At 75.5% G+C, this 17,775-nt stretch carries 18 protein-coding genes and 1 pseudogene; 9 read left to right on the forward strand and 10 right to left on the reverse strand.

Annotation, left to right across the window (positions count from 1 at the left end; translation table 11 throughout):
- Positions 1 to 13 precede the first annotated feature (13 nt).
- Entirely contained in the window at positions 14 to 1,696 is a 1,683-nt protein-coding gene (locus F1641_RS18670) for a sodium:solute symporter family protein (protein ID WP_375541513.1), read from the forward strand.
- Here the strand turns inward: F1641_RS18670 and F1641_RS18675 are convergent.
- A complete protein-coding gene (locus tag F1641_RS18675; RefSeq protein ID WP_194907992.1) occupies positions 1,689 to 3,929 on the reverse strand; it encodes an MMPL family transporter in 2,241 nt (746 codons plus the stop codon). The two genes, F1641_RS18670 and F1641_RS18675, sit on opposite strands and share 8 nt — an antisense overlap.
- Before the next feature lie 79 nt (positions 3,930 to 4,008).
- Here F1641_RS18675 and F1641_RS18680 point away from each other — a divergent pair, with 79 nt between their 5' ends.
- Both F1641_RS18680 and F1641_RS18685 read left to right on the forward strand, forming a co-directional pair.
- Entirely contained in the window at positions 4,009 to 4,605 is a 597-nt protein-coding gene (locus F1641_RS18680; RefSeq protein WP_194907993.1) for a TetR/AcrR family transcriptional regulator, read from the forward strand.
- A gap of 11 nt (positions 4,606 to 4,616) precedes the next feature.
- Positions 4,617 to 5,546 carry a phosphotransferase enzyme family protein gene (locus F1641_RS18685; RefSeq protein ID WP_194907994.1) on the forward strand — a complete coding sequence of 310 codons (930 nt, stop codon included), beginning with the start codon at positions 4,617 to 4,619 and terminating at the stop codon, positions 5,544 to 5,546.
- 242 nt (positions 5,547 to 5,788) lie between these two features.
- Here the strand turns inward: F1641_RS18685 and F1641_RS18690 are convergent, their stop codons facing one another.
- The 4 genes from F1641_RS18690 to F1641_RS18705 form a co-directional block, all read right to left on the reverse strand.
- The gene (locus F1641_RS18690; protein ID WP_194907995.1) at positions 5,789 to 6,559 is read right to left on the reverse strand and encodes a class I SAM-dependent methyltransferase; all 771 of its coding nucleotides are present in this window, start codon (positions 6,557 to 6,559) and stop codon (positions 5,789 to 5,791) included.
- A 169-nt stretch (positions 6,560 to 6,728) separates the two neighbouring features.
- A complete protein-coding gene (locus tag F1641_RS18695) occupies positions 6,729 to 7,292 on the reverse strand; it encodes an AAA family ATPase (RefSeq protein WP_194907996.1) in 564 nt (187 codons plus the stop codon).
- 95 nt (positions 7,293 to 7,387) lie between these two features.
- Entirely contained in the window at positions 7,388 to 8,170 is a 783-nt protein-coding gene (locus F1641_RS18700) for a hypothetical protein (protein WP_194907997.1), read from the reverse strand.
- 73 nt (positions 8,171 to 8,243) lie between these two features.
- A complete protein-coding gene (locus F1641_RS18705; RefSeq protein ID WP_194907998.1) occupies positions 8,244 to 8,765 on the reverse strand; it encodes a hypothetical protein in 522 nt (173 codons plus the stop codon).
- A gap of 128 nt (positions 8,766 to 8,893) precedes the next feature.
- Here F1641_RS18705 and F1641_RS18710 point away from each other — a divergent pair, with 128 nt between their 5' ends.
- The 4 genes from F1641_RS18710 to F1641_RS18725 all read left to right on the forward strand — a co-directional run bounded on the left by F1641_RS18710 (position 8,894) and on the right by F1641_RS18725 (position 12,681).
- Positions 8,894 to 9,835, forward strand: a complete 942-nt coding sequence (locus F1641_RS18710) for an esterase family protein (protein ID WP_194908000.1) — start codon at positions 8,894 to 8,896, stop codon at positions 9,833 to 9,835.
- An 86-nt stretch (positions 9,836 to 9,921) separates the two neighbouring features.
- On the forward strand, positions 9,922 to 10,512 hold the full coding sequence (locus F1641_RS18715; RefSeq protein WP_206691470.1) for a GNAT family N-acetyltransferase: 591 nt from the start codon (positions 9,922 to 9,924) through the stop codon (positions 10,510 to 10,512).
- Between the two features lie 124 nt (positions 10,513 to 10,636).
- Positions 10,637 to 11,185, forward strand: coding sequence for an RNA polymerase sigma factor (locus F1641_RS18720; RefSeq protein ID WP_206691471.1), 549 nt, complete (start codon positions 10,637 to 10,639; stop codon positions 11,183 to 11,185).
- A complete protein-coding gene (locus F1641_RS18725) occupies positions 11,182 to 12,681 on the forward strand; it encodes a hypothetical protein (protein ID WP_194908002.1) in 1,500 nt (499 codons plus the stop codon). The genes F1641_RS18720 and F1641_RS18725 overlap by 4 nt, the downstream gene beginning before the upstream one ends.
- A 115-nt stretch (positions 12,682 to 12,796) precedes the next feature.
- Here F1641_RS18725 and F1641_RS18730 read toward each other — a convergent pair whose 3' ends face one another.
- Entirely contained in the window at positions 12,797 to 13,210 is a 414-nt protein-coding gene (locus tag F1641_RS18730; protein WP_194908003.1) for a GNAT family N-acetyltransferase, read from the reverse strand.
- Between the two features lie 46 nt (positions 13,211 to 13,256).
- A complete protein-coding gene (locus F1641_RS18735; protein WP_194908004.1) occupies positions 13,257 to 13,925 on the reverse strand; it encodes a hypothetical protein in 669 nt (222 codons plus the stop codon).
- Positions 13,926 to 14,046: 121 nt separating this feature from the next.
- On the opposite strand from F1641_RS18735, the gene F1641_RS18740 reads away from it, so the two are divergent.
- On the forward strand, positions 14,047 to 15,243 hold the full coding sequence (locus tag F1641_RS18740) for a PD40 domain-containing protein (protein WP_194908005.1): 1,197 nt from the start codon (positions 14,047 to 14,049) through the stop codon (positions 15,241 to 15,243).
- Positions 15,244 to 15,268: 25 nt separating this feature from the next.
- On the opposite strand, the pseudogene glsA reads toward F1641_RS18740, so the two are convergent.
- From glsA to F1641_RS18755, 3 genes and pseudogenes are all read right to left on the reverse strand, one after another.
- Positions 15,269 to 16,200: pseudogene (gene glsA, locus F1641_RS22280) on the reverse strand (glutaminase A).
- Positions 16,201 to 16,252: 52 nt separating this feature from the next.
- On the reverse strand, positions 16,253 to 16,705 hold the full coding sequence (locus tag F1641_RS18750; RefSeq protein WP_194908006.1) for a nuclear transport factor 2 family protein: 453 nt from the start codon (positions 16,703 to 16,705) through the stop codon (positions 16,253 to 16,255).
- Positions 16,706 to 16,762: 57 nt separating this feature from the next.
- Entirely contained in the window at positions 16,763 to 17,038 is a 276-nt protein-coding gene (locus F1641_RS18755) for a hypothetical protein (RefSeq protein ID WP_194908007.1), read from the reverse strand.
- Positions 17,039 to 17,130: 92 nt separating this feature from the next.
- Between F1641_RS18755 and F1641_RS18760 the strand changes: the two genes are divergently transcribed.
- Positions 17,131 to 17,694, forward strand: a complete 564-nt coding sequence (locus tag F1641_RS18760) for a TetR/AcrR family transcriptional regulator (protein WP_206691473.1) — start codon at positions 17,131 to 17,133, stop codon at positions 17,692 to 17,694.
- Positions 17,695 to 17,775 lie beyond the last annotated feature (81 nt).

Raw genomic sequence — 17,775 nt, forward strand, 5'->3', positions numbered from 1 at the left:
CGTGCCGACGTCCGTGCTGGCCGCCGGCACCACCGGGGCCACGCGCATCGACGCCGGCGCCGGCGACTACGTCCTCGTGGCCCTCTACTTCGTGGTCGTCCTGGGCATCGGCCTGCTGGCGCGCCGACGGATCTCCTCCAGCCTCGACTTCCTGCTCTCGGGGCGGTCGCTGCCGGCGTGGGTGACGGGCCTGGCGTTCGTCTCGGCCAACCTGGGCGCCATCGAGCTGCTCGGGCAGGCGGCCAACGGCGCGCAGTTCGGGGAGCAGGCGTTCCACTACTACTGGATCGGCGCCATCCCGGCCATGGTCTTCCTGGCCCTGGTGATGATGCCCTTCTACTACGGCTCGAAGGTCCGCAGCGTGCCCGAGTTCCTGGGCCGCCGCTTCGACGCCAAGACCCAGCGCCTCCAGGGCCTGCTCTTCGCCCTGGCCTCGGTGCTGCTGGCCGGCGTCAACCTGTACGCGATGGCGATCGTGGTGAACGCGCTGCTGGGCCTGCCCACGTGGCTCGCCATCGTGCTGGCCGGCGTCATCGTGCTGGCGTACACGTTCCTCGGCGGGCTGTCGGCGGCGATCTACAACGAGGTGCTGCAGTTCTTCGTCATCGTCGCCACGATGGTGCCGCTGACGCTCATCGGCCTGCACCGCGTCGGCGGCTGGGGCGGCCTGGTCGAGCAGCTCACCGACCAGGGCAGCGGCTCGATGCTGCAGGCGTTCCCCGCCAGCGACCTGACCGGGATCATGAACAGCGCCGGCTCGACCATCGGCGTGGTGCTGGGCCTGGGCTTCGTGACGTCGTTCGGGTACTGGACCACCAACTTCACCGAGGTGCAGCGCGCCTTCTCCGCCCGCAGCGCCTCCGCGGCGCAGCGCACGCCCCTGATCGCGGCGTTCCCCAAGGTGCTGATCGCCCTGGTCATCATCATCCCGGGCATGGTCGCGGCCGTGCTGGTGCCGGGCATCAGCGCCCTGAAGACCGGGGGCGACTCCGGCGGAGCGACCTACAACGACGCCGTGCCGCTGCTGCTGGACGAGCTGCTGCCCAACGGCTTCCTGGGTGTGGCCCTCGCCGGCCTGCTCGCCGCGTTCATGGCGGGCATGGCCGCCAACGTCAGCTCGTTCAACACCGTGGTCACCTACGACCTCTGGCAGGACTGGGTGCGCCCCGGCCGGGACGACGCCCACTACCTGCGGGTGGGCCGCGCCGTCACCGTCATCGGCACCGCGCTGGCCATCGGCACGGCGTTCATCGCCGCTGGCTTCACCAACATCATGGACTACATCCAGACCCTGTTCTCCTTCTTCAACGTCCCCCTGTTCGCGGTGTTCGTGCTGGGCCTGTTCTGGAAGCGCATGACCGGGTCGGCCGGGTTCTGGGGGCTGGTCAGCGGCACGCTCGGCGCCGTCGTCGTCTTCGTCCTCAACCAGACCGGCACCATCGCGCTGTCGGGCCAGGGCTCGAGCTTCCTCGGGGGCGGCGTCGCGACCGTCGTCGCCGTGCTCGTCGGGTGGCTCGTCTCGCAGGGCGGCACGCCCAAGCCCGAGGCGGAGCTCCGCGGCCTGGTCTGGTCGCTGACGCCCGCCGCGGAGCGGGCCGTGCCCCGCGAGCCGGGGGTGCTGCGCTCCCCCGTCGTCCTGTCGGTCCTGGTGCTCGGCATGGCGGCGGCCGGGTACGTGCTGTTCGCGGTCATCTGACCGGCGCGCGCTCGGGCTCGGCGCCTTCCAGGGCACGGCCCTCGACGTCGAGCTCGGGCAGCCACCGCAGCCAGCGCGGGAGCCACCAGGCCGCGGGCCCGAGCAGCGCGAGCACGGCCGGGATGAGCACCATGCGCACGAGCACGGCGTCGAAGAGCACCCCGACGGCGAGGGCGAACGCGATCGGCTTGATGGTCGCGTTCCCCTCGGGCACGAAGCCCCCGAAGACCGACAGCATGATCGTGGCGGCGGCCAGCACCACGGGGGCCGCCGCCCGGAAGCCCGACACGACGGCGGCGGTGGGCTCGGTCCCGCGCGAGTGCGCCTCGTGGATCCGGCTGACGATGAAGATCTGGTAGTCCATCGCCAGGCCGAAGAGGATGCCCACCACGAGGATCGGCGCGAAGGAGATGATCGGCGCCTCGGTCGAGGTGTTGACCAGCTGCTGCAGCCAGCCCCACTCGAAGATGGCGACGGTCGCGCCGAGGGCGGCCCCCACGGTCAGCAGGAAGCCCAGCACCGCGGTGACCGGCACGAGGACCGAGCGGAACACGAGCAGCAGCAGGACCAGCGCGAGGCCGACGACCACGGCGAGGTAGACCGGCAGCGCGCCGTTGAGCTTGGCCGAGATGTCGACGCTGACGGCGGTCGAGCCGGTGACGCTGACCTCACCGTCACCGCTGGACGGCAGGGCGCGGATGTCGGAGACGAGCTGCGTGGTCTCGTCGGTCGACGGGCCGCTCGCGGGGATGACGGTGACCAGGGCCGCGGTGCCGTCGGGTGAGGGGACGGGACCGATGACGCCTCCGCCCGGCAGGTCGGTGGCGACGTCGCCCAGCCCCTGCACCTCGGACACGAGCTGCGCGGCCTGGGCCGCGGGGTCGGAGCCGCCGTCGACCAGCACGAGCAGCGGCCCGGTGACGCCGGGACCCCAGTGCTCGGCCACGAGGTCGTAGGCGCGCCGCTGCTGGCTGCCCTCCTCGGCGGTGCTGTCGTCGCCGAGGGTGGTGCGCAGCGAGAACACCGGCACCGCCACCAGCCCGAGCAGGACGACGACGGACAGCACGCTCACCAGGCGCCGGCGCACCACGAAGCGCGCCCACGCCGGCAGCAGCCCGGTCGACCGCGCGGCGTGCGCGTGCTGGGCGTGCGGCTCGACGTCCAGCTGGTCGCTGTTCTCCAGCACCCGCTGCAGGTGGCGCCGCTGGCGGCGGCTCAGCACCCGCGTCCCGGCGATGCTCGCGAGCGCGGGCAGCAGGGTGAGGGCCACCAGGACGGCGACGGCCACGGTCGCGGCGGCGGCGATGCCCATCTGGGTGAGGAAGGGGATGCCGACCACGGCCAGGCCCGCCAGCGCGATGACCACCGTGAGCCCAGCGGTGACGACGGCGCTGCCGGCGGTGCCCACGGCCAGGCCGACCGCCTCGGGGACGGGCCTGCCGAGCAGCAGCTCCTGCCGCAGCCGGGACAGGACGAAGAGGCCGTAGTCGATGCCGACGGCGAGACCGAGCATCACCGCGAGGATCGTGGTGGTCGACTGCAGGTCGGTGAGCGCGGTGGCGGCGACGATGCCGAGCGCCCCCACGCCGACGCCGATGAGGGCCGTCAGCAGGTTCAGGCCCGCGGCCACGAGGGTGCCGTAGGTGACGAGCAGCACCACGACGGCGACGACGACGCCGAGCACCTCGCCCACGCCGCCCAGGGCCGCGGGGTCGGTGACGGCCTGGCCGCCGACGGCGGCGTCCCACCCGTCGGTGGCGGCGCCCTCGACGGCGCTGGTCAGCGCCGCGCGGGAGTCCTCGGTGATGCCGCCGGTGGGCACGGCGTAGGTGACGTCGACGTAGGCGGCGCGCAGGTCGGGCGAGACGGTGGGGTTCGCCTGGTCTAGGGGGTTCGAGGCGGCCACCACCTGCGGCAGCGCCCCGAGCTCGGCGGCCAGGGCGCCGAGGCGCTGGGCGTTCGCGGGGTCGGTGACCGCCTGTCCCTCCGGCAGCTCGACCACCACGCGGGCCGTGGCGCCGTCGCCACCGCCGGCGGCGGCGCCGAAGCGCTCGTCGAGCGTGGTCAGCGCGCGCGTCGACTCCAGGCCGGGGATCGTGACGTCGGCGGTGAACGGCTTGCTGAACGCGGCGGCGGCACCGCCGACGGCGGCGAGGACCACCAGCCAGACGGTCAGGACCAGCCAGCGGCGCGAGGAGCAGGCGCGGCCGAGCCGCTGCAGCAGGAAGGACACGCGCCGAGGCTACACACCGATCTGGTCGGCCACCGACCGGATTGGTCGGTGGAGGTCGTCGGCCGCTACGGTCGCGCCTGTGCTGCACCGGCCGACCACCCAGGAGATCGAGCGGGGCATCGTCGACGTCGCCGCGGGGCTGATGGCCCGGCCGGTGGCCGAGAGCACCTCGCTGCAGTCGATCGCGGAGGCGGCGGGGTACTCCAAGGCCGGGGTGCTGCACCACTTCGCCTCCAAGGACGCCGTGGTCGCCGCCGTCGTCGCCCGCTGCGAGGAGCTCGTGCGCGACGTCCGCACCACCGCCGAGGCGCTCCCCCTCGGACGCGCGCGCGACGAGGCCGTGGTGACCTCGCTCGCCGGCCTGGCCGACCAGCAGCCGGGGTGCGCCGCGCTCCTGCTCGCGAGCGCCACGCTCGCCCAGGACACCGCGCTGGGCCGTTCGCTGCACCAGGTGGCCGTCGACCTGTTCGCCGCGTTCGGGGTGGTCGAGGGGAGCGACGACGTCGCGCGGACGCTGGCCGTCACCGGAGCCCTGGGAGCGCTGGCCGTGTGCACGCTCGCGTGCAAGCAGCCGCCCCTCACCGCCGGCGCCGCCCCACCGGCCCAGCGGGAGCTGCTCCCCCTCGTGGTCGCCACGGCCCTCGCCGTCCTGAGCCACCCCGCCCCACGACCGTGATCCTGGGACCCGTGCACACTTGGCCGGGGCTCGCCATCGAGCAGCGCCGCCTCGTCGAGGGGTGGCTGCCCGGGGCCGTCGTCGAGGCCGACCTCAGCTGGGGCCTCGTCGAGACGACCGTCCTGCAGGTGCGCCACGGCGGCGGGCTCGTGGTCGTCAAGGCCGGCGGACCGCAGGACCACCACATCGCCCGGGAGGTCGAGGCCCACCGGCGATGGCTGCAGCCGTGGGCCAGCGCCGGCCGCGCCCCTGCGCTGCTGCACGCCGACGAGGGGGCGCGCGTCGTCGTCACGCGGTGGCTGCCCGGCGACCTGGCGCAGGGCACCCCCGCGGCCACCGACCCCGACGTGCACCGGCAGGCGGGCGAGCTGCTCGCGAAGCTCCACCAGCAGGAGGCCGTGCACGACGCCGGCTTCGAGGTGGCGGCGAACACCAAGACCCGGCGGTGGCTCGCCGGTCCCCACGCGATCCCGGTGGACACCGCGCGCCGGCTGGCCGAGGAGGTCGGGTCCTGGCCCGAGCACCCGGCGGTCCTGGTGCCCACCCACGGTGACTTCCACCCCCGCAACTGGGTGGTCGACGACGGCCGCACCACCTCTCGGGTCGGCGTCATCGACTTCGGCCGCGCCGCGCTGCGCCCGGCCGAGAGCGACCTGGTGCGCCTGGTCCAGCGCGACTGGGTGGGCCGGCCCGACCTGGAGACGGCCTTCCTGACCGGGTACGGCAGCGACCCGCGCGAGGACGGGAGCTGGCGGCGGACGCGGGTGCGCGAGGCGGTGGGGACGGCGTGCTGGGCCCACCTCGTCGGTGACGGCGCCTTCGAGCAGGAGGGCCTGCGCCTGCTCGAGGAGCTGACGGCGTGGACGTGCCCACGCTCAGCGGCGTCGTGCCACCTCCCGGGGTCCTGCCGGGGTGGAACTGGACACCGTCCGGAGGGCTGACGTCCTGTCCACAGGCCCTGCCCTGGTGGGTCCGCGCCTGGCTGGTCCTGCCGCTCGTCGACAGGTACGCGCACGTGTGGATGTGGCACCACGGCCTGTGCTCCCTGGCGGCCCCGCCGCCGCGGGGCGATGACGACGGCGACCCGTCGGCCGACCGCTCGCCGCGACGACCGCCTGGGCCGCCACCGGCGTGGTCCGCCGCCACCCGCTCGACCGGCGGGGGTGACGACGACGGCGCCGCGTCAGATCGGAAGCCCCTCGGCCGCCGGCGTTGGGACGCGGGCGAGCAGCGTGAACGCGTTGGGGAGCCGACCGTCCCAGGCGGCGGCCTCGACGCCGCCCGGGCGCCAGAACGGCTCGGGGTGCTCGACGAGGTGCACGAGGTGCAGCCCTGCGCCGACCACACCCATCACCACCTCGGCGAGGGTGCGCTGGGTCTCCACGGCGCCGAGGGCCGGGAAGGAGTCGTTGGTGTGCTCCCGCGCGAAGTAGCTCCGGTCGGGGCGCACGCGCGCCTCGTCGGGCTCCCAGGTCCACAGCGGGACGAGCGGGTGCGCCTCGAGGACGAACAGGTGCCCTCCAGGGCGCAGGACGCGCCGCACCTCACGGGCCCAGGCCGGCAGGTCGCGCACCCACCCCAGCGCTCCCTTGCCGGTGTAGACGAGGTCGACCGACGCCGTGGGCACCGGGAGGGGCGGCAGCTCGGCGACCTCGTACCGGCACGGCAGCCTAAGCGCGTCCGCCCGGAGCTGCGCGGCACGGACCGCCGTGGGGCTGTAGTCGAGACCGAGCACGCTCGCGGCCCCGGCGTGCACCAGCGCGGCGTCGTCCACGCCGTGACCGCTCTGCGGGTGGAGCACTCGGGGGCCGCTGGTGAGCACGGGAGCGAGGACGTCGCGCTCCACCCCGGTGAGCCGCGCCACGCGCGCCTCGTCGAGGAGGTCCTCGTGCTCGCGGACGTGCTTCTGCGAGGCCTCCTCCCAAGCGGACCGGGTGCGCTCGTGGTCGTCCACGTCCCGAGCGTGGCCCACTCGCGCCACTGCCGTCCACGCTGTTCCGCGCAGTGTCAGACGGTCGCGCAGTGTCAGACGGTCGCGCAGTGTCAGACCCTCCAGGCCGGACTTGCCCTGCAGGACCTGACGCTGAGCCGGGGTCTCACACCGCCTGACCGCGCCGCGCGGGTCAGGCCGCCCCGGGCGGTCGGAGGACGTCGAGCAGCTGGGCGTAGGTGTCCTCGACCGTCGCGCCGCCACCTCCGACGCGGCGGGCCCGCGGCCGCGTCGCCACCAGCGCGGTGAGGCGCTCGTGGGTGGTCACCAGGTCGGCCTCGCCACCGGCCCGGCGGACCAGCTCGGCCGCGTCGCGGTGCTCCTGGCGGCTCGCGAGCGCCGAGCGCTCGCGGAACCTGGCCAGCACCTCGGAGAGGCCCGCCTGCACGACCACCTCGTCGAACGGCACACCGACCTCGCCCGCGAGCGCCTCCAGCTGGTCGATGAACGCCACCCGCGCCAGCAGCTGCGGGACGACGACGTCGTGGCCCGCCATCAGGTGGGTGCGCGCCATCGCGAGGGCCAGCGCCCGCGCAGCGGCCCCGGAGGCCTGCGGGTCGTCGACCCAGCCGCCGAGGAGGGAGCGCACCACGTCGACGTCGAGGGCCAGCGCGAGGGGGTGGTCGGCGGCGTAGCGGCGGGCCAGCGTCGACTTCCCGCTGCAGGGCGACCCGTTGAGCAGCAGCAGGCGGGCCACCGCGCGACCGTACCGGCGTGGCCGGTGGTCGTGCGATGGCCCGCCTGAGGGCCCGGGACCCGGGCCCGGTAGCTGCTCGCGGCTGCGGGCCGGCGTCAGCGGCTGCGGCGCGACCGCCCGCGCTCGGCGGCCAGCGCCTCCCGGCGGGTGGTGAAGACCGACGGCGCCGCCTCGGCCTCCGCGGCGGGAGCGGTGGTGGCGGTGGTGGCGGCCAGGAAGACGGGGGCGGCGTCGGTGGCGGGCCGCGGAGCGGGGACGAGTCCGAGGAGCGCCGCCCGGCGGTCGAGGCGCTGCTCGCGGCTGGCGAGCTGCCGCTGGAGGTGGGCGCTGGTCTCCCGGACGTCGACGGCGTCGAGCACCACCGGCAGCTCGCGCAGCGCCACGGCCAGGCCCCGCGTGCCCGCCACCGTGGTGCCGGTCTCGAGCAGGACCGCGGGCAGGGGCTGGGAGGTCAGGCACAGGACGGCGCGGACCGCGTCGCGGTGCTCGTGGCGGAGCAGGGAGGCCACGTCGGCGGCGCGCCGTGCGACCGCCCGACCCTCGCGCACCCCGTCGCGCCGGCCGAGGCGCAGCCCGCCGTCGGGGGTGAGCCGCCAGGGGCGGGCGTCGACGTCCACCACGACGACCCCGCCGGGCCCGACCATCAGGTGCGCCGGTCCCGCGGACCAGCGCCCCGGCCAGGTGAGACCGCCCAGGACGGTCCAGCCCTCAGCGGTGAGCTCGTCGAGGACGGCGTCCAGCGCGGGCTCGGAGAGCGGGGCCGGGCGCTGCGGGGCGCTCGAGGTGGCGCTCGAGGAGGCGCGGAGGGCGGCGCGCAGCCCGCCGCGCGGCGCGCGCTGGGCGGGGACGCCCGTCTCGGTCGGGGTCAGCAGGGTCATGCGGCGACGGTCCGCCCGAGCGAGCGCTGCGCCGAGCACCGTGCGTCACCGTCACCTCCTCAGCGTCACGACCTCACCCGTCCAGCTCAGCGCTCACGTCAGAGGCACCCCCGCGCGGCGCCCTGACCTCACCGGCCACCGGAGCCGTCACCCACCGCTGCGCGACCGCCACCGCGGCGACGACGACGGCCTCCACCACGAGCAGCGCCGTCAGCTGCTGCGCCCAGCCGTGCAGGCTGAGCGACATCCACAGCCAGGCGAGCCACCCGACCAGGGCCACCGGGCACCACAGCAGTCCGACCAGCACGAGCCAACGGCTCCGGGGCCTGCGGACGGCGAGCACCAGGCCGGTCGCAGCACCCACCGCGGCGGCCGGGAGCGACAGCGCGGCACCGACGAGCGCGCCGAAGAGCAGCACGACGCCGAGGTCCTGGAAGCCGTCCCCGCCGGCACCCGAGGCCGTCGGGAGCAGCGTCGAGAGCACCACCAGAGCGACCCCGACGAGCGCCCCCGTCCCGACGCCCACCGCGACGTACCGCACGACCGCGGTGAAGAACGCGGTGCTCCACACCCCGGGCACTGCGGCCGTGATCATCCCGGCAGTGTGGCCCGGGAGCGCGCCGGTCGGGTGGACCTGGGCCGCTGGCCCAGCCGCGCCGCCACCGCAGCGGTCAGACTCGACGGGACGCACCGACGAACCACGCCACCGACGAGAGGTCCCCGATGAGCAGCGCAGCCCCCACCCCCGACGGCGACGGCGGAGCCCCGCGGCGCCGCTGGCCCGTGGTGGTGCCGGTCGCCGGGGTGCTCGTGGCAGCGCTGGTCGGCGGGGCGCTGGCTGTCAGCATCTTCCGCAGCGGGGGCAGCGGCGACGCCGCCAGCGGGCCCACCGCGGGCCCGTCAGCGCCGCCGTCGTCCTCCGGAACCGCGTCGGGCGAGCCCTCGGCGGCACCGACGGGCAGCTGCGGCCCCACCAGCGGTGACCTGCGCTTCGACACCGAGATGACGGCCGCCGACGGGCACGCCGTCCCGTACAGCGTGAGCCTCCCGGCCGACTACTACTCCAGCTGCCAGCAGTACCCGGTCCTGTTCGCGCTGCACGGGCGCGACCAGACCAACGCGACGTTCCTCGTGGACGGCGAGGAGATGCGCAAGGCCGTCGACGACGGCGTGCTGGACGACGTCGTCATCGTCACCCCGGACAGCAACCGCGACGGGCGCTGGGAGGGCCAGTACGACACCGACTTCATCGACGAGCTCATCCCCCACGTCGAGCAGACCTACCGCGTGCAGCCGGGGCCGGAGCACCGGCTGCTGGTGGGCTTCTCGATGGGCGGGCACGGCGCCTTCCGGTTCGCCGTGCTGCACCCCGAGATGTTCGCCGCGACGTGGGCGGTCGACGGCGCCATGAGCCGCCAGCCCACGGACTACCTCGCGAACCTCGACGCGGTGCGCGCCGACGAGCCGCTCATCGTCAGCGTGGGGGGTGACCTCAACGGCGACCGGGTGGAGGAGGTCATGGACCTGTTCGCCGCGCAGGGCGTGGACCTCCCCTACGAGCGACTGCCGCTCGACCACGAGTTCGCCCTGTTCGTCGACGCCGACCGCGCGGCCGGGTGGCCGACCGTGAAGGCCCTGCAGGCCCGCCTCGGCCAGACCTCCTGACTCCCCCCTCGATCATGAGAGTCCGGAGCACTCTCCCCTCGTGATCATGGACGTCCGCCACCCCACCGACCCCCGGGAGACCGCCCGTGGCTGACCTCACCCGTTCCAGTGACGCCGAGTCGTACGCCGCAGCTCTGCTCGTCGGCCAGCGCACCCGCCTCCGCGCGCTGCAGGAGTCCGACCTCCCGGTCCTCGACAGGTGGTGGCAGCACGTCGACACCACGACCCTGCAGCGCGACGCCGTCGTCCCCCAGCCGGCCGGGTCAGCGGTCGACCAGTTCCGCCGGTGGAGCGCCAACGACCCCGCGAGCCCCGACGTCGGCTTCAGCGTCGTCGACCTCACCGACGAGCAGCTCGTGGGTCACGTGACGCTGTGGGGCGCGACGTGGCGCACGCGCACCGCGGAGCTCGGCGTCATCATCGGCGACGAGCACCGCGGCCGCGGCCTCGGCACCGACGCGCTCCGCGTGCTCCTGCGGCTCGCCTTCGACGACCTCGGCCTGCACCGGGTCGAGCTGCGGACGCCCGCGTACAACGACGCGGCGCTCGCTGCGTACCGACGGGTCGGCTTCGCTGAGGAGGGACGACGTCGAGAGGTCACCTTCCACGCGGGCCACTGGCACGACGAGGTGCTGATGTCCGTGCTCGACCACGAGTGGGCCGCGCGAGACTCCTGACGCGACCGGGCCCCACCTGCCCGGAGCGGACTGGTCGAGGTGGAGGAGCAACCTCGGGCCCGCTCAGACGTCTATCCCGTGAGGCCGCTGCCGCGGTGGCCGGCGAGGAGACCCCGTGATGCGCGTGAGCGCCCCGAAGGCCGACGACGACCACCCGCCCCCGGCGGTCGCCAGCTCCTTCGACGGGCTGTTCACCGCCGAGTGGGCGCGGGTCGTCCGCACCGCGCTGCTGCTGGTCGACGACGACGCCAGCGCCGAGGACGTCGCGCAGGAGGCCTTCGCCGGGCTGCTGCGCCACTGGGACCGCCTCGACGACCCGGCCCGGGCGCGGGCGTACCTGCACCGCGCCGTCGTCAACGGGGCCCGGTCCGTGCTGCGCCGGCGGCGCACCGCGCGGGCCTGGACCCCGCCGCACGACGTCGCCGGGCCGTCCGCGGAGGAGCTCGCCCTCCTCGGTGACCAGCGCCGCGAGGTGCTGGCCGCCGTCGCCCAGCTGCCGGAGCGGCAGCGCGAGGTGGTGGTCCTGCGCTACTGGTCGCACCTCGACGAGGCCGCCACCGCCGCGGCGATGGGCATCAGCCGCGGCACGGTGAAGTCGACCGCGCACCGCGCCCTGGCGTCGCTGCAGCGCCGCCTCCAGTCCGACCCCTCCGCGCCGGAAGGCCAGCGATGAGCACCCTCGACGACCGCCGCGACGACGCCCTCGACCAGCTGCTCACCGACGCGCTCGGCGCCCGGGCGCACCTCAAGCCCGTCGACGCCGCGGCGGTGGAGCACCACCGCGCGCAGGTGCACGCAGCCGTCGAGGACGGCGTGGTCAGCCTCGACGTCGACGGGGCCGACCCCGCCGGGCGCCGCACCGCGTGGGACGACGACGGCCAGCGCCTGCGTCGTCGCCGCCCCCCGAAGCGGCTGGTGCTGGGGCTCGCGGCGGCTGCGGCCGCCGCCGTGGTGGCCATCACCGGCGTCGGGGTCTTCGGCTGGGGCGGCTCGACGAGCACCCCGCCGGCGTCGCCGGCCGAGGTGGCGGCGTCGCAGCGGTGGCAGGACTACGAGCTCCTCGACCGCCCGCAGGACGACGAGGACCGCGAGGGCCTCGCCGAGCTCGGTGAGCCGGTGGTGCCCGGCTCGGTCCGGCTGCTCGCTCGGCTGGGCGAGATCTCGTACTACGCGGGGTTCGACCCCGACGGTCGGCTCGCGTGGTCGGTGCTCCACCCGTCGGGCAGCGAGGGAGGCACGTCCCTGCAGCCGTCGTCGCCCGAGCCGCTGGAGGTCTCCGACGGGAGCGCGTCCCCGGCGCTGTGGCTCGTGCCCAAGGGCGCCGACACCTCCGGCCTCGTGGCGCGCGGCTTCGTGGCGCTCCTGCCCAGCGTCTGGGTGGACGCCGACGCGCTCGGCACCGCGGAGGACCTCTTCGCCCGGCTGCGTGCACCGCAGACCGACGACGACGCCCTCCCCACCGGCTTCGATGCCGACACCACCGGCGACATGACCCCGGAGTCCGTGCGCAAGCTCGCCCAGGAGGGACCGAAGAGCCTCTACCTGGGCACGTCGGCCTCGGGCGAGGTCTGCCTGGCGATCGTCGACGGCGGCACCGCCGGGAGCAGCTGCCAGACGCCCGTCGTGGTGGCGTCGGAGGGGATGTTCGTCGGTCTCGGCGGCCCGGAGGGGTCGACGACGGCGTGGCTGGCCCCCGACGACCTCGACACCTCCGGGTGGCCGGCCCTCGGGCGCCGCCAGCTGACGCTGAACCTCTGGTACGCCCAGCCCGAGGACGACGGCCCCGACCCCGCGGCACACCGGCTGGAGCTCGCCGACGGCACGACGGTGTTCACGGGCGTCCAGCGCGTCAGCGATCCGTCCGACGCACTGGTCAACGGGCGGGTCGTCGTGCTGGACGGCGGGTGCCTCGGCCTCGACGACGGCACGCGGACCGGCGTGCTGGTGCTCCAGCAGGGCACCGCGGTGCTCGACGGGGGCCGGGGACTCCTCACGCCAGCCGGGACGATCATCAGGGTCGGTGACACCGTCGTCGGCACCGACGGTGGCAGCGGCGTCGCGGGGACCGGCCTGCAGGAGGCGTGGAAGGCCTCGGCACCTGCGTGCTTCGCGGGCCGCGAGGTCACCGCCGTCGACGTCACGGGGATCGTGCCGCCCGAGGCCGACTGACCCGCCCTTCCGCTCGGTGATCGTGGGGCGGTCGGCCACTCCGACCGCCCCACGTGGTGTCGATCTTGGCGTCCCTTCCCTCTGTGAGCGCTCACAGGGAGAAGGAACGCCAAGATCAACACACTGTGAGGTCCATCAGCCCGCTCTCGGTGGGCCGGAAGCCGCACGCGTCGACGTAGAAGGTCCGCAGGCCTGGGACGAAGTCGACGTGGAGCCACTCGCAACCGGCCGTGACCGACTCCTGCCGTGCGCGCGCCACCAGAGCGGTGCCGATGCCGAGGTGGCGGGCGTTCGCGGCGACCACCACGTCCTGCAGCCAGGCGTGCGCACCGCCGTCCCACACGACGACGAGGAACCCCACCAGCTCGCCCCCGCGCCGCGCGGTGACCCAGCCCAGGCAGTGCTCCTCCACGCGACGCGCCCAGTCGGACTCCTCGTCGGTGTGCACGCGGGCGCCGAAGGCCTCCGCGTGCAGGCGGTCGACCTCGGTGCTGGTGATCTCGCCGCGCCAGCGGGTGTCGGTGTCCACCCCGGGACCCTCGCCGCCCACGCGACCAGGGGCAACGGGGTTTCCGTCAGCAGATCCCGTGCAGGGCGCACCGCCCCTGCTCGCCGAACAGGACCACAGCCGCCATCGCCGCCAGCACCACGGCGTTCCAGACCATCGCCCACGGGCTCCCCTGCACCTGGGCGCTCAGAGCGCGCACCCGCGAGCGACCCACGCCGTCGTCGCGCGCTCCCTGACGCGCCGCCGCGCGGGCGAGCCGACGGCGGAAGACGAGCACGAGGACGGCTGCCACCAGGAGCGCAGCGGCGACGGCGGCACGCCAGGGCTCCACCACGGGATGATCATGTCGCTCCACCGCGGTCCGTGCCAGCGGTGCAGGCGCTCCGGCGGCCGCGCCAGAGGGCTCGGCCGCCGCGGCGTCGTCTGGCAGCTCCTGGACCACCGCGGAGTGCTCGGCGACCGTCGTCGCGCCGTCGTCCTGCGCCGGCCCCACCGCGGCGGGGAGCATCACGACGCCGCAGACCACCACCCCGGCGGCCGCAGCGGCAGCGACCGGCGCCCAGGCCCGACGACGGTGACGGCGCCGCGCCGCAGCAGCCAGGGTCTGCGCCACCAGACCCCGCACCTCGTCGGCACCGGCCGACCCGGGGCGCAGCGCGGCGCGCAGGACGTCGGCCGCCTGCTGCTCCTGCGCGCTGCGCTCCGGCGAGGGGTCCACGCCGACCAGACGCGCCACGGCTCCGATCTGTTGCTGGTCCGCTGACCGGCGGGTGCATCAGGACGGCCCCGTCCGGCGTCGTGCTCCGTGAGGGCGCCCGCGGCGGAGCGCCCGCACCACGACAGGACGGTGGACGGTCATGCGCTCGACCAGGTCAGCGGCGGCAGCGGCAGCCGTCGCGGGGGTCGCTCTGCTCAGCGCGTGCGGCGGCGGGGCGGCAGCCGGCTCCGCACCGGTGCTGCAGGGGCGGGTCTCCTTCTACGGCGCCCTCCCCGACGACCGCTCCTCCGGTCTGCTCGTGCTCGACCTCGCCACCGGGGAGCACGTGCGCGCGGGCGACCAGCAGGAGGCGTGGGACGCCGCGTGGCTGGGTCCCGACCGCGTGGCCGTGGTCCGCGGCGGTCAGCGGATCCGGACCGACGGCCCCGGTGAGCTGGTCCTCGCCGCCGCCGACGGCTCCGACGCCGGGATGCGCGTCGACGGGGTCGGCGACGTCAGGGAGGTCGCCGCGAGCGACGACGGCGAGCGACTGGCCCTGCTCGGCCGCGCCGAGCACTCATCGGGCGACTGCCTCGGGCCGGCCCCGGCACCGATGGGCCTCTACCTCGCGGACGGCGACGGCAGCGGGGTGCGCCGCGTGGCCGACCTCCCGGTGGTGTCGCACTCGCTCGCCCTCTCACCGGACGGGCGGACCGCTGCGGTGCTCGACCGCGGTGACGACGCGTCGCTGCCCGCCGGTGGGGACTGGTGCGCACCGGGCGCGGAGCGGCTGGTGCTCGTCGACACCGCGACGGGCGCCTCCCGGCCGGTCGACGGCGTGCCGGCGCTCCTCGGCGTCCCGCGGTTCTCCCCCGACGGCACGACCCTGGTCCTCGACGGCGGTGACGAGGGCTGGGCCGACCGCGACGTCGTGCTGGTCGACGTCGCCACCGCTGCCGCCCACCGGCTCGAGACGCCGGAGGCCGCGGAGACCTCCCCGGTCTTCTCGCCCGACGGCCAGCGCCTCGCGGTGCTGCGGCGCTCGGCGGAGGGCGCCGCCGAGGAGACGGCGGCCATCGCCGTGGGAGGGGTCGGGGCCACCGACCTCGTCGACGTCGTGCGGACGGGCACCCAGGACGAGGACCTCGCCTGGACCGCTGACGGGAGCCACCTGCTGTTGGTCGGAGCCGTGGTGGAGGCGGCGTGCGGTCCCGGGGTGGAGCTGGGACCCGAGTGCGACGTCGCGACGGCCGTCCTCGACGTGCGCGCCGTCCCGGTGACCGGTGGGCAGCTGCACCGGGTCTCGGACGCGGTCAGCGGGGGCCAGGCGGGCCTGGCGGCGGCGCCCACCACCTGACCGGGGACGTTCCGGACGTCCATGATCACGAGGGGTGGGCGGCGAAGACGTGCAGGTCGAGCGCCGTGCTGAGCTCCTGGCAGGCGAGGTGGCCGCGCACGCTGGTGCCCTGCTCGTCCAGCGGCGGGCTCACCACGGCCGCGCCCAGCACGCCCGGCGCCGCGAGCACGATCCCGCCCGCCACGCTCGACTTCGCCGGCACCCCCACGCTGCGCATCCAGCGGCCCGAGCCGTCGTAGACGCCGCAGGTGGCCATGACGGCGACGACGTCGCGGGCCACGTCCGGCGGGACCACGCGCTCGCCCGTGACGGGGTTGCGCCCCCGAGCGCCAGCGTGGCGCCCATCACCGCCAGCGACCTCGCGTCCACGAGCACGGCGCACGCGCGGGCGTAGACGGCCACGGCGTCGTCCGCCCCGACCCGCAGGGTCCCCTCGCTGCGCATGAGGTGCGCCAGCGCGTGGTTGCGGTCGCCGAGGAGGTGCTCGCTGCGGGCGACGCGGTCGTCCACGCGGAGCGCCGTCCCGGCGAAGGCCGAGAGCCCGCTGACGATGCGCTCGGCGCGGGCGTCGACGTCGTCGCCGTCCACCAGCGACGCCGTGAGCAGGGCACCCGCGTTCACCATGGGGTTCGGCGGCCGCCCCGTGCCGCCCTCGAGCTTGATGGCGTCGAAGGACTCACCCGTGGGCTCGATGCCGACCCTGTCGAGGGCGTCACCCCCGGTGTCGAGCAGCGCGAGGGCGAAGAGGAACGGCTTCACCGCCGACTGCACGCTGAACGGCGCGTCGGCCTGCTCGCTGGCGCGCACCTCGCCGTCGGGCAGCGCGAGGGCCAGGGCGCACAGGTCGGGGTCGGCGTCGGCGAGCTCGGGGATGCTGTCGTCGACCTCGCCGCCCCGCTCGGGCAGGAGGCGCCGGCGCAGGGCGTCGAGGTCGAGGTCCTGGGCGGAGCTGCTCACCAGGCCAGCCTCACCCGCGCCCCCGCTGATCGCAGACCGGGCGACCGCCGCCTCAGCTGGTGATCGGCGCCGCCGACGCCTCCTCGACGCCGTGGGCGGCGAACAGGGCCAGGGCGCGCTCGACGGCCTGGGAGTCCTCGTTGGCGTCGATCGAGACGACCCTCATCCACCGCAGCCGCACCACGTGCACGCCGTGGTTGGCGTAGGTGGAGCCGTCGGGCAGGTCCTGGGTGGCGTCCCAGCGCAGGAGCGCCGTCGTGTCGTGGGGCAGGCCCTTGACCCAGACGTCGGTGACGGTCAGGCGCAGGGTCGGGCACAGGCGGCCGAGGCGGTGGAACCACCGGCGCAGGGCGTCGACGTCGTGCCGCTCGCCCCCGAGGGCGTGGTCACCGCCGAAGCGGTGGTGGACGTCGGGCCGGCAGGCCGCCAGCAGCGGCTCGTAGTCGTGGTCGTTGACGCGCTCGAAGTTGCGGCGCGAGACGCGCTCCACCAGGGCGTGGTACATCGCGGGCTTCTCGTCAGCTCAGGGTCGGTGTCGGGTCGGTGTCGGGTCGGCGCCGCGTCAGAGGGCGCTCGAGAGCCACTGGAGCACCGGCACCCCGAAGACCTCGCCGGCACCGCCGACGCTGCCGATCGAGAGCACCGAGCCCACCGACCCGACCGACAGGAACGACCCGACCGAGAAGGCCGAGAACGCCGACCCGGCGCTGGCCCAGCTGGCGGCGCTGGCGAAGGACGCCGCGGAGAACGACGACGCGGCGCTGGCCCAGCTGAACAGGGACAGCACCGAGCGGGCGGAGCCGAAGGAGGTGGGGCGGAGGGCTGCTGCAGCGGTCACGGGAGTCTCCTCGTCGTCGTGCTTGACACTGACAAGTGTAACGCTCCCACCGACGCTTGACACTGTCAACCGGAACCTGTGACGATCTCCCGGTGCCTCCCGCCGACCCCCCGGACACCGACGGCCTGCGCCCCGCCCTGCTCCGCGCCGCCCGCGCTGAGCTGGCCGAGGGCGGCCGGGCCGCCGTGAGCCTGCGGGCCGTCGCCCGGCGGGCGGGCGTCTCGCACGCCGCCCCGGCCTACGCCTTCGGCGACCGCGCCGGGCTGCTCACCGCCGTCGCCACCCACGGCTACCGCGAGCTGGCCGCGACGATGGACGAGCCGGCCGCCTCGGGCGAGCCCGCGGACCTGGCCGAGCTCGGACGGCGCTACGTGGCCTTCGCCCAGCGCGAGCCCGCCCTCTACGAGCTGATGTTCCGCCCCGCCGAGCTGGCCGGCGACGACGCCGACCTGACCTCCGCCCGCGCCGCGTCGCTGCGGGCGCTCACCCGCCGGACGCGCCCCGACGGGGCCGACGGACCGCCCGGCGAGGTGACGCTCATCAGCTGGGCCCTCGCCCACGGCGTCGCGTCGCTGGCGGCGCAGGGCGCCCTGCCGGCGTCGGCCACCGACGCGCTGGTCGACGGCTTCGCGGCGCTGGTGAGCACGCCGTCCTAGCGAGGAGGGTGTCGATGCTGTTCTCGGACGTCCCGACGACCGAGAACAAGGGCGTCGTTCTTCTCGCTTCCCACCGCTCGG

The sequence above is a fragment of the Quadrisphaera sp. INWT6 genome (assembly GCF_015390235.1).
Classification (GTDB): Bacteria; Actinomycetota; Actinomycetes; order Actinomycetales; family Quadrisphaeraceae; genus Quadrisphaera.

What these genes read in the sequence shown, in the direction of transcription:
- F1641_RS18700 (WP_194907997.1), bottom strand. Translation starts at nt 8,170, where the DNA reads ATGACCCTGCTGACCCCGACCGAGACGGGCGTCCCCGCCCAGCGCGCG.
- F1641_RS18705 (WP_194907998.1), bottom strand. Translation starts at nt 8,765, where the DNA reads ATGATCACGGCCGCAGTGCCCGGGGTGTGGAGCACCGCGTTCTTCACC.
- F1641_RS18710 (WP_194908000.1), top strand. Translation starts at nt 8,894, where the DNA reads ATGAGCAGCGCAGCCCCCACCCCCGACGGCGACGGCGGAGCCCCGCGG.
- F1641_RS18725 (WP_194908002.1), top strand. Translation starts at nt 11,182, where the DNA reads ATGAGCACCCTCGACGACCGCCGCGACGACGCCCTCGACCAGCTGCTC.
- F1641_RS18740 (WP_194908005.1), top strand. Translation starts at nt 14,047, where the DNA reads ATGCGCTCGACCAGGTCAGCGGCGGCAGCGGCAGCCGTCGCGGGGGTC.
- F1641_RS18750 (WP_194908006.1), bottom strand. Translation starts at nt 16,705, where the DNA reads ATGTACCACGCCCTGGTGGAGCGCGTCTCGCGCCGCAACTTCGAGCGC.